Origin of the sequence: Enterococcus sp. DIV0176, assembly GCF_050528535.1 — a bacterium.
Lineage (GTDB): Bacteria > Bacillota > Bacilli > Lactobacillales > Enterococcaceae > Enterococcus_B > Enterococcus_B thailandicus.
On the sequence record NZ_CP172879.1, the window covers coordinates 2136134 to 2156636 of the forward strand.

Here is a 20503-nt window from a genome sequence, read left to right on the forward strand (position 1 = left end):
ATTTCGTCAAATTATCGTTCAATATCGTCCTACTTTTTTATGATTCTAGGATTATCAGAATGTCTTCGCGCATTTATATGAATTTCGTTGGAAAACGAAAGAATTTTTTGAAATTTTTGATTGTAGAAAAAATCACACTCGATATAGCTTTTCTACAAGAGCTTCCCATTCTTTTTCATTGGGGTTATCTGACAAACGAATCAGTTCACATCTTTTCCGATCCAATTGACGCTGGTCGATAATGACATTGGTAACGATAATATCAATATCTAGCGCTTGCAGTAACTCATTGGACACTGGCTTATTAAATAAGAAATGAGCACTAGCTTCATGTGGTAATAATCGATGGATAATCCCCTTATAATAAGGGATAAGTACGGGTTCACCGGTTAAAACGAATAAAACATTTTTGTAGTTATAATCCCTTTGCATCAGTGATGTACAAGTCAAATAACTTAGACTTGTTGCCACATCATGTTTAAATTTCCAGTCAGAATTTTCCAACAATTCTTCCCACAAATTACATATTGGCGCATACGTTTCAGGAAAATGAGCCTCTACACCAAGCCGTTGATGTAATACAGTCGTATCTGTCAAAAAAGATAAATTCGTTAAAAAAGCTTTCAATTTGAATTCTAGTTCAGAATAGACGACACGATTCAATTGGTATTTGGAAAAAAACTCCGAGACAATTCCATGGTATTTTTCTAATTCTTCTATATATTCATCTACAAAATAGACTTTTCCATCTTCATAAACCACTGTACTCAATCTCGTGATATAAGCATAAACCAACTCAGACTTTGAACTATTTTTCCAAATTTCATTTGTCGAAAAAAAGAGTTGAAATGCTTTCATATACTGCTGAAAGTAAGATGTGTTCCAATATTGAGTAATGATCTTCTCATCGATTATCACTGTGTTTCCTTGTGATAATCGAGTTTCGATTACAAACATCCACAGCAACACTCGCGAGTAATCAACATATAAAGGAATTTGATATTCTAAAGCAAGATAGTCCAAATAATCGTATAAGCCTTTGGCGTTTATTTGATATTGTGGGCTTTCAGCAGCTAATTCGCCTGAATAATGAAAAAAATGAAAATAAAAATAACGAACATCGGCCTCCTTTCCTATCAAAATAACCACTGGTGATAGCTTCAAGGTCAGGTTATACTCCTCCACTATGTTTTCTAATAGTTTTAGATATGTTCTAGTCGATGATTCAGACAAAAAAAGTTGATCCGCATATTCCGTGATTGTTAGTTTTTCGCTATAGAAAAGTGCTTCAACGACATTGAACAGTGGACTATCTCCTGCCCAAGATTTCATTAGCGACGAAAAGACAAAATAATCCGAGACCTGTAAGATTAGAACAGATGATCTTAAAATTTCTACTTTAATCTCACTTGGTAACTCATCTTCTAAAATAGCTAATAATCGCCGAACTGTTTTTTCTGAAGCATGAATGTGTTTTGCAGTATCCTGAATGGTCTTTGGTCCTGCTAATAAGTAATTCAGCATAGCTATTTTTCTTTTTGACGTCTTACTTAAAACTAATCGACGACCAATTTTGTACACATCCTTTCCCCTCCTTACTTAATGCCTTTTTATGTATTTCAGCTCTCTCAGCACATTATTTGTGGGCGTTTACAGTATTTATAAAATTATCATACCATGAATTAGAAAATTCTCCTTTTTTGAGCTACTTATCGTTCATCTTAGCGAATCAAATGTTTATTTAATAAGTCTGTACTTATAAATAAAGTCTTATGCTAAATACTTTGATAACAGATAATCAAAGTATTTAGCTACGACTTCATATATAGATTGCATTGTTCATGACTATTCATTGATATTTTCGTCAGTGTCTCGACTTTTTTCATTTTACTGTTTCATCAACTCAGTCATTTTCTTAATATTAGACAATAGTCTCCTGTGTTTTTCATTGTGTTAAACCAACTAAAAAAATGTTATGGTCCTGTCACTAACTGCCAATGAACCGTCGTTTCATAACTACCTATCCCAGTTTTTTCTGGCACTCTGAGACGCATTGGCTTCCCTTCACTCTCCATTCCCATCGAAACAATACCAAATGGATTTGATTGGTTAGTGGTGGTTCCTGCGAATCGTTGAGGTGCATCATTTAAAACTAACTCTGAAGACGGGTCTATGAGTAAGTTGTCTTGATTGGCTTGATGAATAAATGGATTCATCACGATTTCTGCACCATTCATAAACGATGTATCTTGACTCACCAACAATTCCCAGCCAGAACGTTCTGATTTTGGTCGCATATCTTGGATCGTTACCATTGGTTGATTTTCTTGAGTATCTAAAAATAAATCTTGGTCAGATACGCTAAATGGTGCTGACTTGAAGTGAATGTCACTTGCATAGCGAATCGATAATCCGGCAACATCTGGATTCACATTTTCTGGTGATGCAGGAGGCTCACTTGGATCAATCGCTGGAATTTCCGGTTCTATTTCTGGAATAACTTCTAGCTGTAAATCAGGAAACGGCGTTCCATCCACAATTGCTTTATAGATTCCACTGTCTGATTCTTGAACATTTAAAAGCTCTAGGAATGGAGAAGTCGCTCCCTCAATAGCTGATTCATTTTTTTCCCATTGTACTTCTGGTAGATGCGCATCCCATACGCGAGTGTCCACTGATCGAAGTCGATACTGTTGCGAAATTGCATAATCAATCGTTTGGCCAACTAAAACAGATCTTTCTTTCTTCGTTCCGATTTCATACTCAAGTGCACGAAGAACCGTTCTGTCAATAACGCCATTCATAACCGTTGAAGTTAGTAGGTTCTTTAATGTATCAATGTTTTCTAAACTGGTTTCGATATATTGTAGCGGATTCTCTTCAAACACCGAGTCGCCTAAATTTGTTACACTGCTTGGAATTGTCACACTCGTTAAATCATTATCATAGAAAGCATCTAGCTCTATATTAGTCACACTATTAGGGATGTTCACACTTTCAAGGCTATTTATACTAAACACCCCGGCCTTTAAAGTTGTCACACTATTTGGAATCATAACGCTCGTGAGCTTGTTATTAGAGAATGCATCACTGCCTAGAGTAGTTACACTATTCGGAATCTCTATACTTGTTAATTGATTTCTAGCAAATGCGGATGCCTTTATAGTTGTCACACTATTTGGAATAGCAACATTTCGTAACTGGCTCCTAAAAAAAGCATGCTGTCCTATAATCTTTACAGTATCAGGGATAGATAAATTTGTGATACGTATTTCTTGAAACACTCTGTCTCCAATTTCAGTAACTGGTGAAAACATTTCCCAGCCTGCTTCTGTATTTACTGCTTCTGATGGAATCACTACATCTCCACCATCTCCGTTATAACCTACTAGGGTTGCGGTTGAGTCTCCATCTGATCCACTGAATATGAACTCAAATTCTGCCTTCTCTACGTCTAAGATAAGATTAGGAAATCTTTCGCCATCAACTACCGCATGATACACACCGCTGTCGTTGATTGCTACTGATTCAAGTTTAAGCAATGGCTCAGTTCGTTCAGATAATACAATTTCATTCTTAGACCATTGAACTTCTGGAATGTATTCTTGCCAAATTCGGTCATAAGTATCATTTGTCTGATATTGTTGAGAGATTTCATAGCTTATGTCATCTCCAACCCTTACTTTTCTTTCTCTTTCAGTTCCTGTTAAATAATCAAGCGCACGAAGTATAACTCTCCCTTCTGATGATACACTTGGCAAAACGTTCGGTGCTAATTGATTTTTAAAAGTATTCAGATGGTCTGTAACAACTTCTATATATTCCAATGGATTATAAGAAAATGCTCCCTCACCCAAAGTATTAGGTGCCGCACCCTTGAATTCAATCTTTGTAAGCTCATTATGAGAAAATGCACCATTCATTATCCAGAATGCGTTGGGAAGAAGAGTCAAAGATTCAAGAACATTAAATGAAAAAGCGTCAGTTCCTATACGTTGTACTGATGCTGGGATGTCAACTGTTTGAAGGTTATTATTAAAAAAGGCTCTGTCTCCTATAGCCGTTACTCCAGATGGAATAATCACATGATCAATATTTTTATTAGCAAGTGCATCCTGTCCAATTTCTCTAACTGGTACTGGTAAGCTCCAATAAGCGGGAAGAACTGTTGCTGGAATAACTACACTTCCGCCCGTACCGTCATAACCGATAACAGTCGCCAGTGCAATACCTTCACTCCCCCGAATTCCAATTACTAGATCATCAATTGTCATCACGAAGTCAAAAGCTAGTACAACTTCAGATTTTGGCTCCATCGATTCGGACTCTATTTTTTTTGTATGAATATTATCTTCTGATACGCCACTAGTTTCTTTATTAGCTAAATCTTCTTCATCATTCGATTTAATTTCTTCTTTAATGTCAGGTTCTGCTTGCTGATTTTCATCTTTGGCGAACAGTTTTTCGCTAGACACTTCTGCTTTTTCAGAAGTTTCTTCTGCCATTTTATCAGTGCTTACTTCCGCCTCACTTGTGGCGACGATTTCTGTTGCTTGCACGATACTTGGCATCATCAAAGCTAAAACCATACATAGGGCGGAAAACTTCTGCCAAATTTTCTTTTTCATGTTTTCACCTATTTCTTTTTTCGTTTTGAATACACTAACCAAACAATCACCAATAATAACAACACGACTACGCCACTAGCAATTGCCAAGTAAAGACCGGTTCGATTCGTTTCCAAATTCACCGCTTGTTCATTTAGTTCTCTGGCTTCTTTTGCGGTGATAGTAAAGTCTTTTTCAAATTGCCACTCTTCCTCACCAGAAGCAACAACCATTTTTAGTCGATAGTCGCCAGCCTGTAATGGTTTCGTCCCTGTACTAATCCCAAAAGGTAAAGTCGAATTAGGTGCCATGCGCATATCGCCTCGTGCCTCTGTATAAATCGGTGTCTCGTTTCCTTTTTCAAACACTTGTGCTTCTACCTGTACGTCATTCAAAATCATTGCTGCTTGATTTTGAATCGAACCAATCACAAAACTTCGACGGTTTCGTTGGTCTACGTTTACTTGTGTTAGGTCTACCACAGGTGAAATTTCTTGATCCGTTTGGTTAATGACCACAGCTAAGGAATAGGAAAAGCGGTTTGTGATTTGGCTCTCATTTTCCGGTACTTGTTCAGAAACCGTGATTCCACCCAGTAAGATGCCATCAAAAGATTGTTCTGGCATTATCACTTTCGCTTCAATCGTGCGCGTTTCGCTTGCAGCTAGTGTGATTGATTGGTCTTCAAGTTCAACGATTTCAGCAAAATTAATCGGCAAGGTATCGTCTGGTTCTGCCTCACTAAATCCATAGTTAATCACACCATTACTATTGGTTGTTGCAGTATTCACACCTATATCAAGGGTCATTTCTTCTTCCGAATTGTTTGTAACTTGAACTGCCAACATCTCTTCCTGTTTTGGTTCTAAGTTGATATCAAAATACGAAACGTCTTCATTTGTTTGGCTTTCGGGCAACACTGCTTGTACACTAAAATCAGGTGAACTTGCTTCTACTAAACTGCCTCCCGTAAAAAACACACCTACTACAGAGGCAAAGCAAATCAATCCCACTACTACTCGTCGCACGTATGCATCTTCCTTTCTTTTTTGACTGTTTTTTAGTTATGAACAAGAAAAGGGAATAAGTACCCTTTTCTGTTGTTCATTCTTTTTTGTCTTGACTTACTCAGGTCCGTTTGTCAAATTCCACACCAAACTTGTTTCGTATGCCCCTACACCTGCACGTGCAGGTACATCTAGTGTGACATTCCCCATCCCCATGGAAATCACACCAGCATCGGCCTCTTGATTATCTGCTTGTGCAAAAACTTCATCTTCTGTATTGACAATTAGCGCACCCGAAGTAGTCGTTACGCCATAGTCATTGTTTGCCACATGTGGATTCAGCGTCATAACAGAGCCGTTCATAAATGCTGTTGCTTGACGAACCGTCAATGTCCAACCGTCTCGTTCGCCACGAATATCTTCTACCGTGACCATGTTTTCAAATTCTTGTCCTTCCACGCCGGAATCCAGATGTGCAGTCAATCGTTGTGCTTCCGTTGAGAATTCTGCGCTTCCAAAATCAAGTGATGAAACATATCGAATGGATAATCCATCTCCACGATCCGGATTCGTTTCCTCCGGATCAATCGGAAGGTCTGGATTCTCTGGATCAATTGGTGGAATCTCTGGATTTTCTGGATCGATTGCTGGAATCGTAATTTCTGCTGTGACCGAAGAGTTTGCATCAAGCGGTCCATCATATGTCGTTGCGGAAACTTGAATACCTGTTCCTACTAGCATTGCCATTAAGGCAGCTGTGCTCATTAATTTGATTGATTTCATCTTTTTCCTGCTTTCTAATCTTTATTTTTCTAAGTTTGTTGTTGTTTTAAATACTTTTTTCATAAGGAGTTTTAGCTTGAGTTACCAAATGTTTAGCCCAACGGACCGTCTGTTAATTCCCAGACAATCGTCGTTGTATACTCACCTGAAGCATAATCTTCTCCAGGAATAACTAATTGAACAGCTTGATCTGGTTGTGCCATTCCCATGGAAACCGTGTGACGTGCATATGGTACTTGACCAGCTTCCGCAAAGGTTGTTGCATTAGTGCTTAATGAAATTTCTCCGCCAGTTTCAATCCCAAATTCTTCTTGGTTACTACTATGAACATATGGATTCATTTTGATTTCTGCACCATCTAAGAAATCAGCTTCGTACCGAACCGTTAAAGCCCAGCCTTGACGTTGCGCATCTGCGCGTCGATCTTGAACGGAAACCATTGGTGAAAAAACTTGTCCTGCTGTATCTATATCATCTGCAGCATCAATCACTTGTTCTTCACCATTCAACACAACTGTGCCAAAATCTAAAGGAGATACATACAAAACATCTAGTAAACCAGGTTCTGGATTCGGATTTTCTGGTTCAGGGGATGGATTCTCTGGGTCAGGCGGTGGAATGGTAACATCTCCATCTTCTTCAATTAATACCCTCACAGAACTTTCTGCTTTTCCTGGCTCTGGAAATTCGGTTGTGGCTTGTGCAACAACACTACCTCCTGTAATAGCTAAAATACCGACAGCTGTTAATCCAATTTTTTTCATTATTCCTGTTCCTTCTTTCTTTTTCTAGTTTTGATTAAATATGCTCCACCCAACAGTAGTAATACACCGCTAAAGAAGAACTTGTTATTTGCAACGCTCCCTGTTTTAGGAAGCAAATTGTTCTCGTTATTGACCAACTTACTATCTTGCGGATTGATGATTCTCACACGTACTTCAGATTCTCTTTGGACAGTTGTTCTGGCATTTACCTCCGAGGTATAACCCAAGGTCAGCGCACAAAGAAGTACTAGAAAACATGAACGAATAAATTTACACACTGCTTTCCTCCCTTCCTCTTTTTAACAACTTAATTACCAACATATGACATCTCGCTCAATTTCATCAATATATTCAATCGATAAAATCCTTCCCATACGAGCAGACAAAACTTTTTTGATTTCTGCTTCAGTCATCTCTGGCTCAAATGCAAAAGCTCGTTCTACATGTAACATCCCACCATTTTTTCTTTGACTACAAAATCCCACACGATAAACATTAATGTTTTTCATTTCCATACTGCCCATACTATCCCCCCTTTCACATTATGATGGTGGCTGGCGAATCAAGTACCTCAACTCTATAATTTATGTTAGCAAGCGCTCGAAATTTCCGCATTTTTCTTTTGTCCAAAATTGTCCATTTTTCTGTAGCAAGAAGGAAATTTGCTTTTTTAACGACCAAGACCAGCCATTTATTCCTAAATAGCTGGCCAAATGATTTTAAATGGGATTTCTTCAGTAAGGACTAGTAAGATAAACCATTTTGTTTTTCTATAAAACAAAAACCTCTTTTGCTCACACAAAAGAGGTTCCAGACTGTAAATAAAGCCCCAAAAAAGGGGTGACATCTACAGTTTTTTTATTTTACACTTAATATACGAAAACACTTTAAAGAAATGCGGAAGAAACATGTCAAAACACTCAATGAATGAAATAAATCAATACATGATGGTTTCCTTGTTGGGAAAAGTCACAGTGCATACGGGGCTAAAAGAAAAGCCTTCATCTTTCTTTTTTTTACTTTGATACTAAGACAAAGAATACGTTCAACTCTCTATTTTCTAAATGTTGAACGTATTTGTCTACAGTCTGAGGGACTATCTATTGAAGGTAGTCCCTTTTATCACGTAATAAATAAAGAGCTTAGCATCTAAATCAGCTAAGCACTTTCAACACCATCTATTCTTGCAAACTTACCTTTAAAGCTTTAACCTCAGTAAGTGTCATCAAAACCAGCAAACTAACTAGATAAATACTACTTAAAAAAATGATAACTGCGGTCAAATCATAATGATCCATCAAAAAACCAATAATAATAGAAGAAAAACCACCAACTGCACGTCCTAAGTTCATAATGAAATTATTCGCAGTTGCTCTAATTTCAGTTGGATATAAACTACTAATAATTGCACCGTACCCGCCATACATGCCGTTGATAAAATAGCCAACGACAACTGCAGCTGCGATTAAACTCCACTGACTGTGAGCCATTACCAGTAGGAATACTGACAATGAAGAACAAATCAAAAATAACGTAAATGCAGTTCTAGGTCCTAATTTGTCCATAATGATACCAAAAGTCAACATTCCTAGTGACATCCCTGCAATCGTACTAACCATCCATATTGAAGAACCTGAGACAGATAAACCTAATTGTTTCTGCATAATGGAAGGTAACCAATTCATCAAACCAAAGTAACCAGCAATTTGCACTGTCACCATGATACTTAGACCAATTGTTTGCCAGGCTAGTTTCTTTGTTTCAAATAGATTAATCAGTTTCGTTGGTTTACCAGTCACTCGCTTTTTCTGGAATTCCTCTGGTTCCTTCAATCCTCGACGTATAAATAAAACCATTAGTACTGGCAGTACCCCAATAACATACAACATTTTCCAACCTAGCAAAGGAATAACGAGAGCTGCTAAAATAGCTGCTAAAGCAGCCCCTACCTGAGCGCCAATTCCTGCAATCGAAGAAGCTCTTCCAATTTGTTTTTTTGAAAAGCTTTCAGAAATTAAGGACATACATGCGCCATATTCTCCTCCTGCACCAATCCCTGCGATAAAACGAAAAAGATAAACGAGATAGATATTTGAAGCAAAAAACATCAATAATGAAGCAATTGAGAATAAAATGACTGTTTGTGAGAATACTTTTACTCGTCCATATTTATCTGCCATGAGCCCAAAAAAAATACCTCCAACGAGCATCCCCAAATTAGTGATTGTAGCGATCATTCCCGCCTGTGTTCCACTAATATGAAAAGTTGCAATCATTGAAGATAAAGAAAAAGCTAAAAACATGATATCCATATTTTCTAATGCGATTCCCGCTGATGTTGACAATAAAACTTTCCGTTGATACTTTGACATTTCACCTTACCCCTTTTCCTGAAAAATAACCCTAAATTATCGAAATTATACATATAAACGAAAGAAAATGCAAGTACTTTTGAATTTTAAATTGAGTATAATTTCAGCAATCCAAGTATTATGAATAAACGGCTCACTCATAACTGTCGCTAATTAGTGCTTTAACTGACTAAATAGTCAATGAATTGTTGCAAGCTTGTCGGTATAGTGATTTCAAATAAAAAAAAGCTTTTCACTTGAAGGTTCCTCCTCTCCTAACTGATTATTCTATTAAATAAATGAGTATGGTTGAATTAACTGTTGCGTAATTCAACCATACTCATTTTTTCATTATATATTGCGGTAAACTGCTAATCTTAGCTGGTGATTTTACACCTTCATCACCAGCGATAGTTGTCCTTAAATCTACATAACTTTGCAAAGAAACATCTTTTAAATAAAATGAAGTTTTCCATCACTAACTTCGGCATTTAGAATCAAAATTTCAAATCCTGCAATCGAATTGGCTAAGCAAATTTTCCCAGTTTAGTTTTTTTCAGGATCTACATCATTAATCACCTCAAAAATTATCCGATTGTTTCTCGTGATTCTACATTCTAATTCTAACTGTATTGCTATTTTCACCTGCTATATCACTAACTATTAATCTTAGATACAAAATACATCATTAAAATAATAGAGTGTTGAGCGTGTTTGTCTACAGTCTGAATCTCTTTTGCTCACACAAAAGAGATTCATTATTTTCTTAATTAATATTCAAATTGACGATAATAACGACGAATATCTAGTGGATGACAATTTAGTTTTTCAACGTGAGCATCAATTCGTTGTGTCACGCAGTGCATCAATAAATGAGATAATACTCTCCCTCTATTTTTTTCACTAATTCCTTCGATAGGATAGTCTTTTGAATCAATAAACGTATAATTTCCACAGATACGCGGTAATAGTTTTTTTACGCGTTCAGCTAGTGGCCGTTGCTCATCTTCGCCTAGGAATAAAGTTACTGGTGTTGTTTCATCAACGATTTCTAATGTGCCATGTAAAAATTCAGCTGCATGAATTGACTTGGATCGCAACCAACTTTGTTCTTCCCAATAACACATTGCATACGAATATACGCCTCCCCATTGATTACCAGCACCAATGAAATAATGCATTGCATCGTGGCGATGTTTTTCCGCGAACGCTTGACCAAAAGTATCTGCCTGCTTTTCTGCCTCAACTAATCCTTTGGCTAAATGACCTTCTAGTTCCGCATAATATTCTTCATAGTCAGGAAAATCACCATTGTTATTCATTAGTCGATCAGCTACCATAAAGAATTTGATTTGTTCTGTACCAGGTGCAGGATAAGTGATTACATGGTCACAGCTTTCAGCAAGTGGTGTATCTTTCGTATCAATAAATCCTACTAATGTTGCCCCAACTTTTTCGATTTCATTAACTGCTTTAACAACTTCTTCCGTTGTTCCTGTAACAGATGACAAAATCACAAGTGAATCTTTCGTTAATCTCCGATTTCCTGTCGTATAATATTCGGCAGCATGTTGAACGTAAACCGGTAAATTACTATGTCCCTTAATGTACGTTTCCGCTTGTAGTGCTGAAGCGTATGTTCCTCCAATTCCTAAATAAAAAATGTTATCATATCCTTTTTCGCAAATCTTATCTACGATTTGCTCTACGTGTGGACGTAAGTTTAATGCACCTTGAATATCATCAACTTGTTTTTGTTCATTAAATTTCAACATTTTTAACTCTCCTCAACTTTTTCTATTTTACTTTTTAATACTGAATCAAAATCATTAAAAATTCGTTTGCTTAAATCTATCCCTTTGGTTGTGGCTATCCGATAAGCTAATACTTGAAACGGAATAACTAGTAGTAGTGGAGAAAACTCCTCAGAAACAGCAATATTCAATGCCAGAGTATCACTATCAGGGCTGTCCTCTGTTGTAATCTTGAACAATTTACCAACATAATTAGCCATATAATTTGCTAATGCGTATGACCGACTTTTGTTACAACTTGGCGTTTCAACAAAAAACAGTGTATGTTCCCAGTTTGCCTCCAAATAAGGACCGTGCATGTATGACTCTAGCTCAAATCCTTGGCTAGGACGACGAACTGTTTCAGTGAATTTCGTTTCAAATTCTTTTACCGTTCCCCAATTTGGTCCATAACCTAATGCAACGAATCTTCCACCAAGTTTCAATATTTTCTCGTGTTGTTCAAAAAAAGCATTCGACTGGTCAATCACTCCTTGAAAATGACTGATTAGCTCATATAATTCTTTTTTTAATTCGTTTAGTCTGTGACTATCAATCTGTTTTTTAGAAACGCCAACACGAATGGCAAGTAGCATAAGATGTAACACCGTTGCTGAAAAACCTTTTGTCACAAACCCTACTGTCTCAACTCCCATATTCAAATCAATTACATAATCAGCTACTTGTGCAATGGGACTTGTTACATCACTTGTTAAAATAATTTGTTGTATCTCACTACTTTTTAAGTTTTTGATAGCATCCACAGTAGAAGCACTTTTCCCGCTTTGTGAAACACCGATGATCGTATCTGTTCCCGCTATCAGTCGTCCATAATGATTAAAATGATACGGCTCTTCAATCACAATCGTAGCATCAGCTATTTTTTCAAATGCCATTTTAGCGGATAAACACGCATTATACGAAGATCCTGTAGCCAAAATTGTCACTGTTTTCAGCTTTGTCAATCTGGGATCTAACGTAAAATCATACTCATCTAAAATTTTAGACAGTGCTTTTTGTTCCTCATTGATATAGTGAAGCATTGTCATTGGTTCCATTTTATTTCCCCCATTCTAAAAAAAGCCGACCCATGAACCAAAAATCCCAAAGATAGCTAAGCCTAATAAAATCGTTAATGCTTTGACTTCCTTTTTAAGTAAGTAAAAGACCACACCGAAAGCGCCAAGCGATAAAATTTGAGGAACAATATCGTCAAAAATACTTTGAACTGTTACTGCATTTTCTCCTGTGCCAATTTTTAATGGAATATTGATATCAATCATTGAAGCTGTCATTCCTCCCACTACCATCAAACCAATGATCGACGCTCCCAATGTCAAACTTCCCATCATGCCATTTTCTTGAATTTTCTTTAAGAACCCTGTTCCCAATTTATATCCCCAAGATGTTGCAAAATAACGAAATAGTAAATGAGGTATGTTGAAAATAAGTATAAATAGAATAGGTCCTAATATATTTCCTTGCATTGCTAACGAAGTACCTACACCAGTAGCAATTAAACGTAGTGTTCCCCAAAAGAAAGAATCGCCGATGCCTGCCAATGGTCCCATAAGTGAGGTTTTGATATTATCAATCGTGGACACATCAAAATTGGGATCGTTGGCATTTTCTTCTTCCATAGCTGCATTGATTCCTAAAATCAGCGTAACAATGTGTGGTGTTGTATTGAAAAACTCCAAATGACGTCTCAAAGCATTGGCCATTTCGTTCTTAGTTTTGTAAAGTTTTTTCAAAATAGGAATCATTGCATAACAATAAGCAAGATTCATTTGTCGCTCATAATTCCAAGAAAATTCCATCTGAAATGAACGCCAAAATACTTTGCTCAGATCTTTCTTAGTGATTTTCAACTCATTATTCTCATTAGAAGTCATCATCAACTATCCCTCCTGTTGAAGTTTGGGCACTGTTTTCTTGATTACCACGTACATTCATAATGTTAACAACTACGACTGCTACGATAGCGCCAAAAATTGCGATTCCAGTAACTGGAATTTCTAGATAAGCAGCTAAAGCAAAACCTAGGAAAAAATACGGTGCTACTTCTTTATTGATTAAAAGTCGTGCGAGCATAGCAAATCCAAGTGCTGGAATCAATCCCGTCGCTACAGATAATCCATGCTGAATGAAATCAGGAATCATGTTTAATAAATCACCGATTGTTTTACTACCCACCACAAATGAAACCATGACCACTAAACCTAGCATCAATGATAGACCAAACCCTGCAGTCAAATGCATTCGCTCAACACCTTTATAGTTTCCTTCTAGAGCGTATTTGTCCGCTTTTTGGTTCATGATTGGAATCAAAAGGCCAAGATAGACGTTCTTTAAAATCAAAGTCAATGTCGCAATAGGTAAGCCCAATAGCAAAGCTGTTTCGGGTCCCGCATCAGCAGTAATTGCGAAAGCTGTTCCCAACACACCACCAGTAACAACATCTGGTGGAATCGCTGCACCAACAGAAAATGAACCGATAAATGCTAATTCTAGAGTAGCTCCCATAACGATCCCAGTCTTCAAATCACCTAATACTAGTCCAGTAAATAGACCTGTAACGATTGGCCGTGACAGTAATGATGTTCCTAATGCATATTCCGACTGGGCAATAAATGCAACGAGTCCGAGTAAAATTGCTTGAATGAACATTTTTCTTCAACCTTTCTTTTAAAGAACTTCAGTAACAATAACTTTTTTATCAGATGGTACTTGTCGTATTTCTACTTCGATTCCTTTATCGACCATTTCTGCTAATAGATCTTCTTCTTCCGGTAAAACATTGACTGCCTTACCCAGACTTCGCGTTCCTTCTTTTGCTTTGATTCCACCCAAATTGATTTTTTTGATTTCTGGATAGCCTTCTGCTAATTTCTTGGCATCAGCAATTGACTCCACTACAATAAAAAGTTTGTACTTATCTGTCACACCACTTTGTAATGCTGAAATTGAATCTTCGATATTTTTGATAACCAACTTTACTCCTTGTGGTTTAGCTAACTTGATTGTCGTTTTCCGAATTTCATTTGTTGGTACATCATCATTTGCAATCAAAATACAATCTGCCCCCAACCCTTGTGTCCAAGAAAATGCCACTTGTCCATGTAATAAACGATGATCCACTCTTGTTAATAAAATCATTATTTTTCCTCCATTTATTTAATGATTTAAAACTCTTCTTCCTCTACTTCGTTGCTGATTAATGAATTACAAAACAGAATCGTTTGTTTCGTTTTCTCTAAAGTTTCTTTAATTAAACTTGAGAGTGATTCTGTTATTTGAAACTGCATAGTTAACTCAATTAAAAAAGGTAAATTCATTCCTGTAACTAAATAAAAATTGTCTTGTTGAATATACGTTAAAAATTCATTGTTCACACTTCCACCAAATAAATCCGTCACAACTACTAACTGATGATCTTGGTGACGTTCCATTATTTTTTTGACTTCCTTTTCTAAATTAAACTCTTCACTCAAGTAGCAATCTAGTGTTTCAATTTCTTTTTCTCCACAAATCAAATCCAAAGAAGATTTTATCCCCGATGCTAACTTTCCATGTGATGCTAAAATCAGCTTTCTTTTCAATAATGTTCACCTCTCCGTCCTTTACAGTTAAATAAAAGCAAGCAGCGTGCCAACTTTAGTGGCGTACTGCTTACTTTTCTAAAATTCTTCAGTTTTCATTGAGGTGTCAGTGTTTCTATAGACGATATCAAAAATATAAGCAACTTCAGAATCTGGAATCACGACACTATAATCACGTTCAATGACACTAAAAGCTTTCTTAAGGCTCTTCAAGCGTTCCTTTTGACACTGATCAAATACCAAGGGTCCTTCATAAGTTTCGATTGGGATATTTCGAATCAAACGCTCAATCAGACAGCTAACATGGACATATAGTGCTAATTTTTTTGCATTTGATAACTGAATCAAGTTAACTAATTCCAGGTCGCGTATAAATAAATCAATTTCACTCATCACTTTATCCGTATCAAGAATCGTGACTGAATCAATCACTCTTTCTAATGAAAAATTGCGGACGATGTTTGTATTAAAAATCTGCTTTTCTTCTGGTGTCATCACTTGACTTAGCCACTCATTCAATTTCTGATGCTCATCTCCTGAAATCAGTTCTTCTAAAGATAGGTATGCTACACCTTCAATTGCTGGATCATCTGTACCAATAATCCCTAAGACGTCATAAACAGAAAAAACAATCTCATTTACTTTTCTTTCATTTAAAATCCGATATTCTTGTGGCAAAATTTTTAGTTTGCAGGAATTAGGTAAACTTTTTTCTAATAACTGACTAATCTTAGTTGCCGTTCCTATACCTGTTTGACAAGTGGTTAACAAGGCTTTTGGGCGATTTTCCTCTGGATAGATGATTTCCCAATCAAAATGTACTTTATCAACAGACTCACTTGCAATTTCATTTAAAGTTCGTTGGTTCTTAATGTTTTCACCTACTAAAATCGCTAGTGGCGTTGTCACATTGTTCATAATGACAATTGGTACATTGATTTGCTTCGGAAAATACTGATAGATCTCTTTGAGGCTGCCCATATCCACTAAAATGACTAGTCCATTAGAAATATCATTGTTTTCACTGTATACTAGGATTTCTTCTGCAATTTGCTGTGGCGTTACATCTAAAGACATATCAAATGATTCAAAAATATTATGTTCTAAAAAACGGTTCGCAACATTTGCAATACTACTAGCTGTCGCATAACCATGGGCGACAATAATTGCTTTCGGTATTCCCTGTTTTTTGGTCCAATCTGCTTTTTTTAAATATAGGGTCAGAACGATTCGATCCATTACTGATACTTCAATATCGACCTTTGGTTTGCATAACTCAAGTATTCTTTCAACATAATGATAGCTTGCTGGATAGGCTTCCAAGAGCTGTGCTTCCAGTTGATAGACTAATCCCATAATCTGTCGATCCTCAGGTATCCAACGACTAGCACCACGTTGAAATAAATAATAGCCAACTGCGTATACACTATTTCCGTTAAACTTTATCTGATAAGCATTTTCCATTTGTTGAAAAGTTTCACGAACATATTGAGTTAGGTATAGCAATGTCTCATGTTTTTGGTTACGGTCTGTTTTAAATAGCAAATAGTCAAATAACCGATCAACTATTTCTTTTAATTTTAAATGGCACTCGTTCAAATGCCCGTTAGATTTTTGATATTCTAAAATGATAGTTGATAAAAAGTCATCCACTTTTTTTTGATTATGCGTATTTGGCATCATTAAATGTTCTACTTTAGATTCACTATGAATGACTATTTCTTCTGGAAATGATGTTTGTAAGTTGTAACTATGTTGCGAAAACAATCTTTCTGGTAGCTGATAAATGGTCAATTTGATTGGCTGTTCTTTCATCGATTCAGAGAAAGCTTTAGCCACCATGACCTTAATAATATTTTTTAATTCCCCAATATTCCCTTTAAATTTTCCATTAGCCAGTAATTCAAGTGTTTGACCACTAATCAAAAGATCGCGTTTGATTTTTGTTTGTTCATTAATCAGAAAAGAATAAATTAACTCGACTCGTTCATTCTTCTCTCGCTGTTGTAGTGAAGGAATTGTCACTTGGATCGGGATTCGCCGAATAAATGTATTTAAGAAATTACTAGTTAGCTCTTCTGTTGTTGCAAAAAATAACCTTGTTTGAACATTAATTGGATTACTTGTATCTCCCATTCGATAAATTAAATGCTGATCTAAATAAGTAAATAATTTTTCTTGACCTTCAGCAGTCAAGCGATGCACTTCATCTAAAAATAAAATCCCGCCATTTGCTAATTCAAATGCGCCTTTGCGATCGTCATCCGCCCCAGTATAAGCCCCTCTCACATGTCCAAAAAGATTACTAGTCAGAAGTTCAGGATTATTCGCATATTGTGCACAATTCAATGTCACAAAAGGTGCGTCTTCTGCGATAAGATCATTTTGGATACAGTAATGATGAATCAATTTAACCAAATAGCTTTTTCCTGTACCACTTTCTCCATTAATCAGGACAGGTAATCCACCATCAGGATAGTTAAGCGCTGCTTTGATTTGTTCAATTACTTGATGCAAACTCTTATCGTGACCGATTAGAAGAGAAAATAAATCTTGTTTTTTACCAAACAAGGGTTGCTCAGATAAAATTTGTTTAGCGCTTTCATAATAGTTTGTGTGCAAAGTAAAAAACTGTTTTTCGAATGCTTCTTTGTGAAAATAATAAACTGGGCGTGAATTTATCTTCACTAACTCACCAGTTTCTGTCATAAGATTTAAATATTGGCTAACTGTATTTCGTTTCACTTTAAATATTTCAGCCAACTTTGAAGCAGTGAAGATATCACTTAAATCATTCAAATTGAGAAATGCCGTTTGGTTCTTCAAATAATTCAACAATTCTTCTTTCATGTACTCCCCCCCTTCTCTTTATAATAGAAAAAAAGCCTTCAAAGTCAATCCTTGTTTTTCTTTAGAAAAGTAGCTAATTATCATATATTAGTTGCTTCAAATGCGTTACCTTCCTATTCCCTTCTGGAAATAAATCCACAAACTATAACCATTCTCCTGCTCATTTTCAAGAGATTGCCTTTTAACTTTCATTTTTTTATTTTCAATCAGGTGGCTAATTCATAAAAGAATTGGACTGGAACAAAAGTAACCTAAATAGAAAAACGCCCAAAATTCGTTTTGAAAACGATAATTTTAGGCGTTTTTTAAATTGGAAAATGTGTTAAGAACGGCTGGATTTTAATTTTGTCCCTGTCTTGTCTTTTACTTATTTTACAACTACTGCATATTTTCTTGCATTGTAAATATTCTCAAATGTTGTTCGGCTTAGCCAATATGAGCCACTGATTGGATCAGAAACATGAACTTGATTACTGCCCTTGTTGTAGCCATCGAGTGTTACTGCGTGATTATTATTGGCTGCTACCCCAAAATTCCAGTTACCCCAGCGTATCGGTTGGAAATTAATCGTTACCCAAGCAACAACTGGGTTCCCGCTTTTCACTTCATTTAAAAGAATATTCATCGAACTTCCAGAAATGTTTTGAACATTGCCATACTTTTGTCCCCAAGTTGTTAATGGTGCAGGATAGATTGCGGAATAGGTCCAAGAATTTTCTACAAAAGGACTGCCAACAAAACCAGTATTTGGATTTCCATTTGTAGATTTAGGAATCGTATTTAAAAATTGAGTTAAGCTCCAGTTAGTGATTTTTCCTTTGTATTGTAAAGCTTGCAGTAATGAAGCACCCTCACAACCGCTTGGGGCACCTAAAGCGTATTGGTTGTAATTTTTTACACCAAGAAGCTTATAGTCATCATTCGTTTGTTGGCCATTCCCTACCGCATACCAACCTACACCTTCATAGTTCCAGCCTTGTTTACTAATCACATTTTTCTCGTTTTCGTCTAGCGTGTAATGATGCCAGTTGACCCGTTTACTATACAGACGGCTAACGGGGATTCCATTTGTGCCAGTGTAAGAGTACCAACCAATGCCTTCATACTTCCAACCATATTTAGTGATATTGTCGCGCTCTTTCGCATTTAGCGTGTAAAAATGTTCCCCATTGTAACGGTTGTACAAACGATAAACAGGTGCACCAGTTGTTGGCGCTTGCCAGCCAACTCCTTCATAGTTCCAGCCAATTTTTCTCAGTTTATCACGCTCACCAGTATCTCTTGTGTAAAAATGTTCCCCACTATAGGGATTGAATAAACGATACATCGGAAATGTTTGAACAGAACTTTGAATCGCACTTCGCGCATAAAGACTTGATCCACCTTCTTGCAACTCTTCTTTTGGTGCCTCCGTTGCCTCTGCCTCAGCTTGACCTTCTTTGACTGGTGGTTCAACAGTTACTTGTTCCCCATTGACAATAGTTGTCTGTACTTCTTCATTCACTTGGTCTTCCTCTGTAACTGTACTACTTTTCGTTTGTTCCTCCGTATAAGTAGACATTATCGTCTGCTTATTCATTGTTGTATTCGTCGTTGTATCAATTGTTTCTTCAGCAAGAACACTTGTCGTTGCTAACATCATTGTTGACAGCAACGTCACACATACTAAATACCCTACACCCTTTTTCATTAAACTGTTCCTCCGTAAAAATATGTCTCATTTATGATAACATTCTTTTTTACATTTATAAAAAAAACATGAGTGATCCAAACGGACGCATACCTGCTCTTATCTTCACATACCAGTGTTCCTTTTTTATAGGGTAACCTTCTCTTCTGTTTCTTTATATTTACTTACTTAAATAAAAAATAGCTCAAGAAACCCCGTTACTGATTTCTTAAACTATCTTTCATTTAGTCATTTTGGCGTCACATCTTCCCCAAACCATCGCTGTGACAGTTTCTGAAACTCACCTGAGGCTTCTAGTTGATCAAACGCCTGATTGATTTTTGTCACTAATGTCTGATCTGATTTTCTCGCCCCTACTGCAAAATCCTCGCTTGCATAATCTCCAGTTAAAATGTGATAATCTTGCAATTGATTTTTTTGTTTCAAATAATAATTTGCATACACACGATCCATTAATAAACCATCAATTCGACCACTTCTCAAATCAATCAATGCTTCATTAAAGCTATCATATAGAACAGCTTCCTTGTTTTTAACATAATCTTTTAGGACTTCCGGTTGCTTCGTAAAGACATCGTAACCTGATGAACCATTTTGAGCACCTAGAATCTTCCCCTTCATGTCTGCAAAACTTGTGATTTTAGAACTTTTAGGCGTTATTAAAACTTGCATGTTTTCCATGTAAGGTTGTGTAAACTGTACTTTTTTTTCACGTGCAGGGGTTTTGGAATAGCCATTCCAAATCAGATCAATCGTTCCATTAGTCAACTCAAACTCCTTCATTGACCAGTCAATCGGTTGAAAGTTGACCTTGATTCCATATTCTTTAAACACAGCTTTAGCTAACTCGATATCAAAGCCAGTTAACTTACCATCTTTATCACGAAACCCCATCGGAACAAACGTATCGTCTAAGCCAATCGTGATTTCTTTTTCTTGATTGATTGTCGCCCAACTGTCTTCTGTTGGCTTTCGTCCACAACCAGAAAGTCCGAGTAAAATAAAAAGAACTAAAAATAATGCCTGAGTAAATTTTTTCATCTATTTTTTCTCCCT

Annotated in this window: 17 protein-coding genes; all 17 read right to left on the minus strand. The window is 36.5% G+C overall.

Annotation, left to right across the window (positions count from 1 at the left end; genetic code table 11):
- Positions 1-132 precede the first annotated feature (132 nt).
- Entirely contained in the window at positions 133-1581 is a 1449-nt protein-coding gene (locus tag IGJ66_RS09875; RefSeq protein WP_430616559.1) for a helix-turn-helix domain-containing protein, read from the minus strand.
- A gap of 392 nt (positions 1582-1973) precedes the next feature.
- Positions 1974-4670 (minus strand): leucine-rich repeat protein, encoded by a 2697-nt coding sequence (locus tag IGJ66_RS09880; protein ID WP_430616560.1) that lies wholly within the window; start codon positions 4668-4670, stop codon positions 1974-1976.
- Complete coding sequence (locus tag IGJ66_RS09885) at positions 4637-5635, minus strand: DUF916 and DUF3324 domain-containing protein (RefSeq protein WP_095803797.1); 999 nt, start codon at positions 5633-5635, stop codon at positions 4637-4639. Before IGJ66_RS09885 ends, IGJ66_RS09880 begins: the two co-directional genes overlap by 34 nt.
- 96 nt (positions 5636-5731) lie before the next feature.
- Complete coding sequence (locus tag IGJ66_RS09890) at positions 5732-6397, minus strand: WxL domain-containing protein (RefSeq protein WP_430616561.1); 666 nt, start codon at positions 6395-6397, stop codon at positions 5732-5734.
- A gap of 92 nt (positions 6398-6489) precedes the next feature.
- Positions 6490-7161, minus strand: a complete 672-nt coding sequence (locus tag IGJ66_RS09895; protein WP_095803799.1) for a WxL domain-containing protein — start codon at positions 7159-7161, stop codon at positions 6490-6492.
- A complete protein-coding gene (locus IGJ66_RS09900; RefSeq protein WP_218657929.1) occupies positions 7161-7439 on the minus strand; it encodes an LPXTG cell wall anchor domain-containing protein in 279 nt (92 codons plus the stop codon). The genes IGJ66_RS09895 and IGJ66_RS09900 overlap by 1 nt, the downstream gene beginning before the upstream one ends.
- Positions 7440-7472: 33 nt before the next feature.
- Positions 7473-7685: a hypothetical protein gene (locus tag IGJ66_RS09905; RefSeq protein WP_071868849.1), complete on the minus strand. Its 213-nt coding sequence runs from the start codon at positions 7683-7685 to the stop codon at positions 7473-7475.
- 654 nt (positions 7686-8339) lie between these two features.
- Positions 8340-9533 carry an MFS transporter gene (locus IGJ66_RS09910; protein ID WP_067482647.1) on the minus strand — a complete coding sequence of 398 codons (1194 nt, stop codon included), beginning with the start codon at positions 9531-9533 and terminating at the stop codon, positions 8340-8342.
- 749 nt (positions 9534-10282) lie between these two features.
- Positions 10283-11287 carry an SIS domain-containing protein gene (locus tag IGJ66_RS09915; RefSeq protein ID WP_071868848.1) on the minus strand — a complete coding sequence of 335 codons (1005 nt, stop codon included), beginning with the start codon at positions 11285-11287 and terminating at the stop codon, positions 10283-10285.
- A 2-nt stretch (positions 11288-11289) separates the two neighbouring features.
- Positions 11290-12363: an SIS domain-containing protein gene (locus IGJ66_RS09920; protein WP_071868847.1), complete on the minus strand. Its 1074-nt coding sequence runs from the start codon at positions 12361-12363 to the stop codon at positions 11290-11292.
- 15 nt (positions 12364-12378) lie between these two features.
- Positions 12379-13203, minus strand: a complete 825-nt coding sequence (locus tag IGJ66_RS09925) for a PTS system mannose/fructose/sorbose family transporter subunit IID (RefSeq protein ID WP_370629891.1) — start codon at positions 13201-13203, stop codon at positions 12379-12381.
- Positions 13190-13975, minus strand: coding sequence for a PTS mannose/fructose/sorbose/N-acetylgalactosamine transporter subunit IIC (locus tag IGJ66_RS09930; RefSeq protein WP_086270720.1), 786 nt, complete (start codon positions 13973-13975; stop codon positions 13190-13192). Before IGJ66_RS09930 ends, IGJ66_RS09925 begins: the two co-directional genes overlap by 14 nt.
- An 18-nt stretch (positions 13976-13993) precedes the next feature.
- Complete coding sequence (locus tag IGJ66_RS09935) at positions 13994-14464, minus strand: PTS sugar transporter subunit IIB (protein WP_071868845.1); 471 nt, start codon at positions 14462-14464, stop codon at positions 13994-13996.
- Between the two features lie 26 nt (positions 14465-14490).
- Positions 14491-14907: a PTS sugar transporter subunit IIA gene (locus tag IGJ66_RS09940; RefSeq protein WP_071868844.1), complete on the minus strand. Its 417-nt coding sequence runs from the start codon at positions 14905-14907 to the stop codon at positions 14491-14493.
- 78 nt (positions 14908-14985) lie between these two features.
- The gene (locus IGJ66_RS09945) at positions 14986-17757 is read right to left on the minus strand and encodes a sigma 54-interacting transcriptional regulator (protein ID WP_430616562.1); all 2772 of its coding nucleotides are present in this window, start codon (positions 17755-17757) and stop codon (positions 14986-14988) included.
- A 367-nt stretch (positions 17758-18124) separates the two neighbouring features.
- Positions 18125-19447, minus strand: a complete 1323-nt coding sequence (locus IGJ66_RS09950) for a C39 family peptidase (protein WP_311817900.1) — start codon at positions 19445-19447, stop codon at positions 18125-18127.
- Positions 19448-19675: 228 nt separating this feature from the next.
- Positions 19676-20488 (minus strand): amino acid ABC transporter substrate-binding protein, encoded by an 813-nt coding sequence (locus IGJ66_RS09955; protein ID WP_067482651.1) that lies wholly within the window; start codon positions 20486-20488, stop codon positions 19676-19678.
- Positions 20489-20503: the final 15 nt, after the last annotated feature.

Coding starts and splice junctions, on each gene's coding strand:
- IGJ66_RS09890 (WP_430616561.1), bottom strand. CDS start 6,397: ATGAAATCAATCAAATTAATGAGCACAGCTGCCTTAATGGCAATGCTA.
- IGJ66_RS09895 (WP_095803799.1), bottom strand. CDS start 7,161: ATGAAAAAAATTGGATTAACAGCTGTCGGTATTTTAGCTATTACAGGA.
- IGJ66_RS09905 (WP_071868849.1), bottom strand. CDS start 7,685: ATGGGCAGTATGGAAATGAAAAACATTAATGTTTATCGTGTGGGATTT.
- IGJ66_RS09910 (WP_067482647.1), bottom strand. CDS start 9,533: ATGTCAAAGTATCAACGGAAAGTTTTATTGTCAACATCAGCGGGAATC.
- IGJ66_RS09915 (WP_071868848.1), bottom strand. CDS start 11,287: ATGTTGAAATTTAATGAACAAAAACAAGTTGATGATATTCAAGGTGCA.
- IGJ66_RS09920 (WP_071868847.1), bottom strand. CDS start 12,363: ATGGAACCAATGACAATGCTTCACTATATCAATGAGGAACAAAAAGCA.
- IGJ66_RS09925 (WP_370629891.1), bottom strand. CDS start 13,203: ATGATGACTTCTAATGAGAATAATGAGTTGAAAATCACTAAGAAAGAT.
- IGJ66_RS09930 (WP_086270720.1), bottom strand. CDS start 13,975: ATGTTCATTCAAGCAATTTTACTCGGACTCGTTGCATTTATTGCCCAG.
- IGJ66_RS09935 (WP_071868845.1), bottom strand. CDS start 14,464: ATGATTTTATTAACAAGAGTGGATCATCGTTTATTACATGGACAAGTG.
- IGJ66_RS09945 (WP_430616562.1), bottom strand. CDS start 17,757: ATGAAAGAAGAATTGTTGAATTATTTGAAGAACCAAACGGCATTTCTC.
- IGJ66_RS09950 (WP_311817900.1), bottom strand. CDS start 19,447: ATGAAAAAGGGTGTAGGGTATTTAGTATGTGTGACGTTGCTGTCAACA.
- IGJ66_RS09955 (WP_067482651.1), bottom strand. CDS start 20,488: ATGAAAAAATTTACTCAGGCATTATTTTTAGTTCTTTTTATTTTACTC.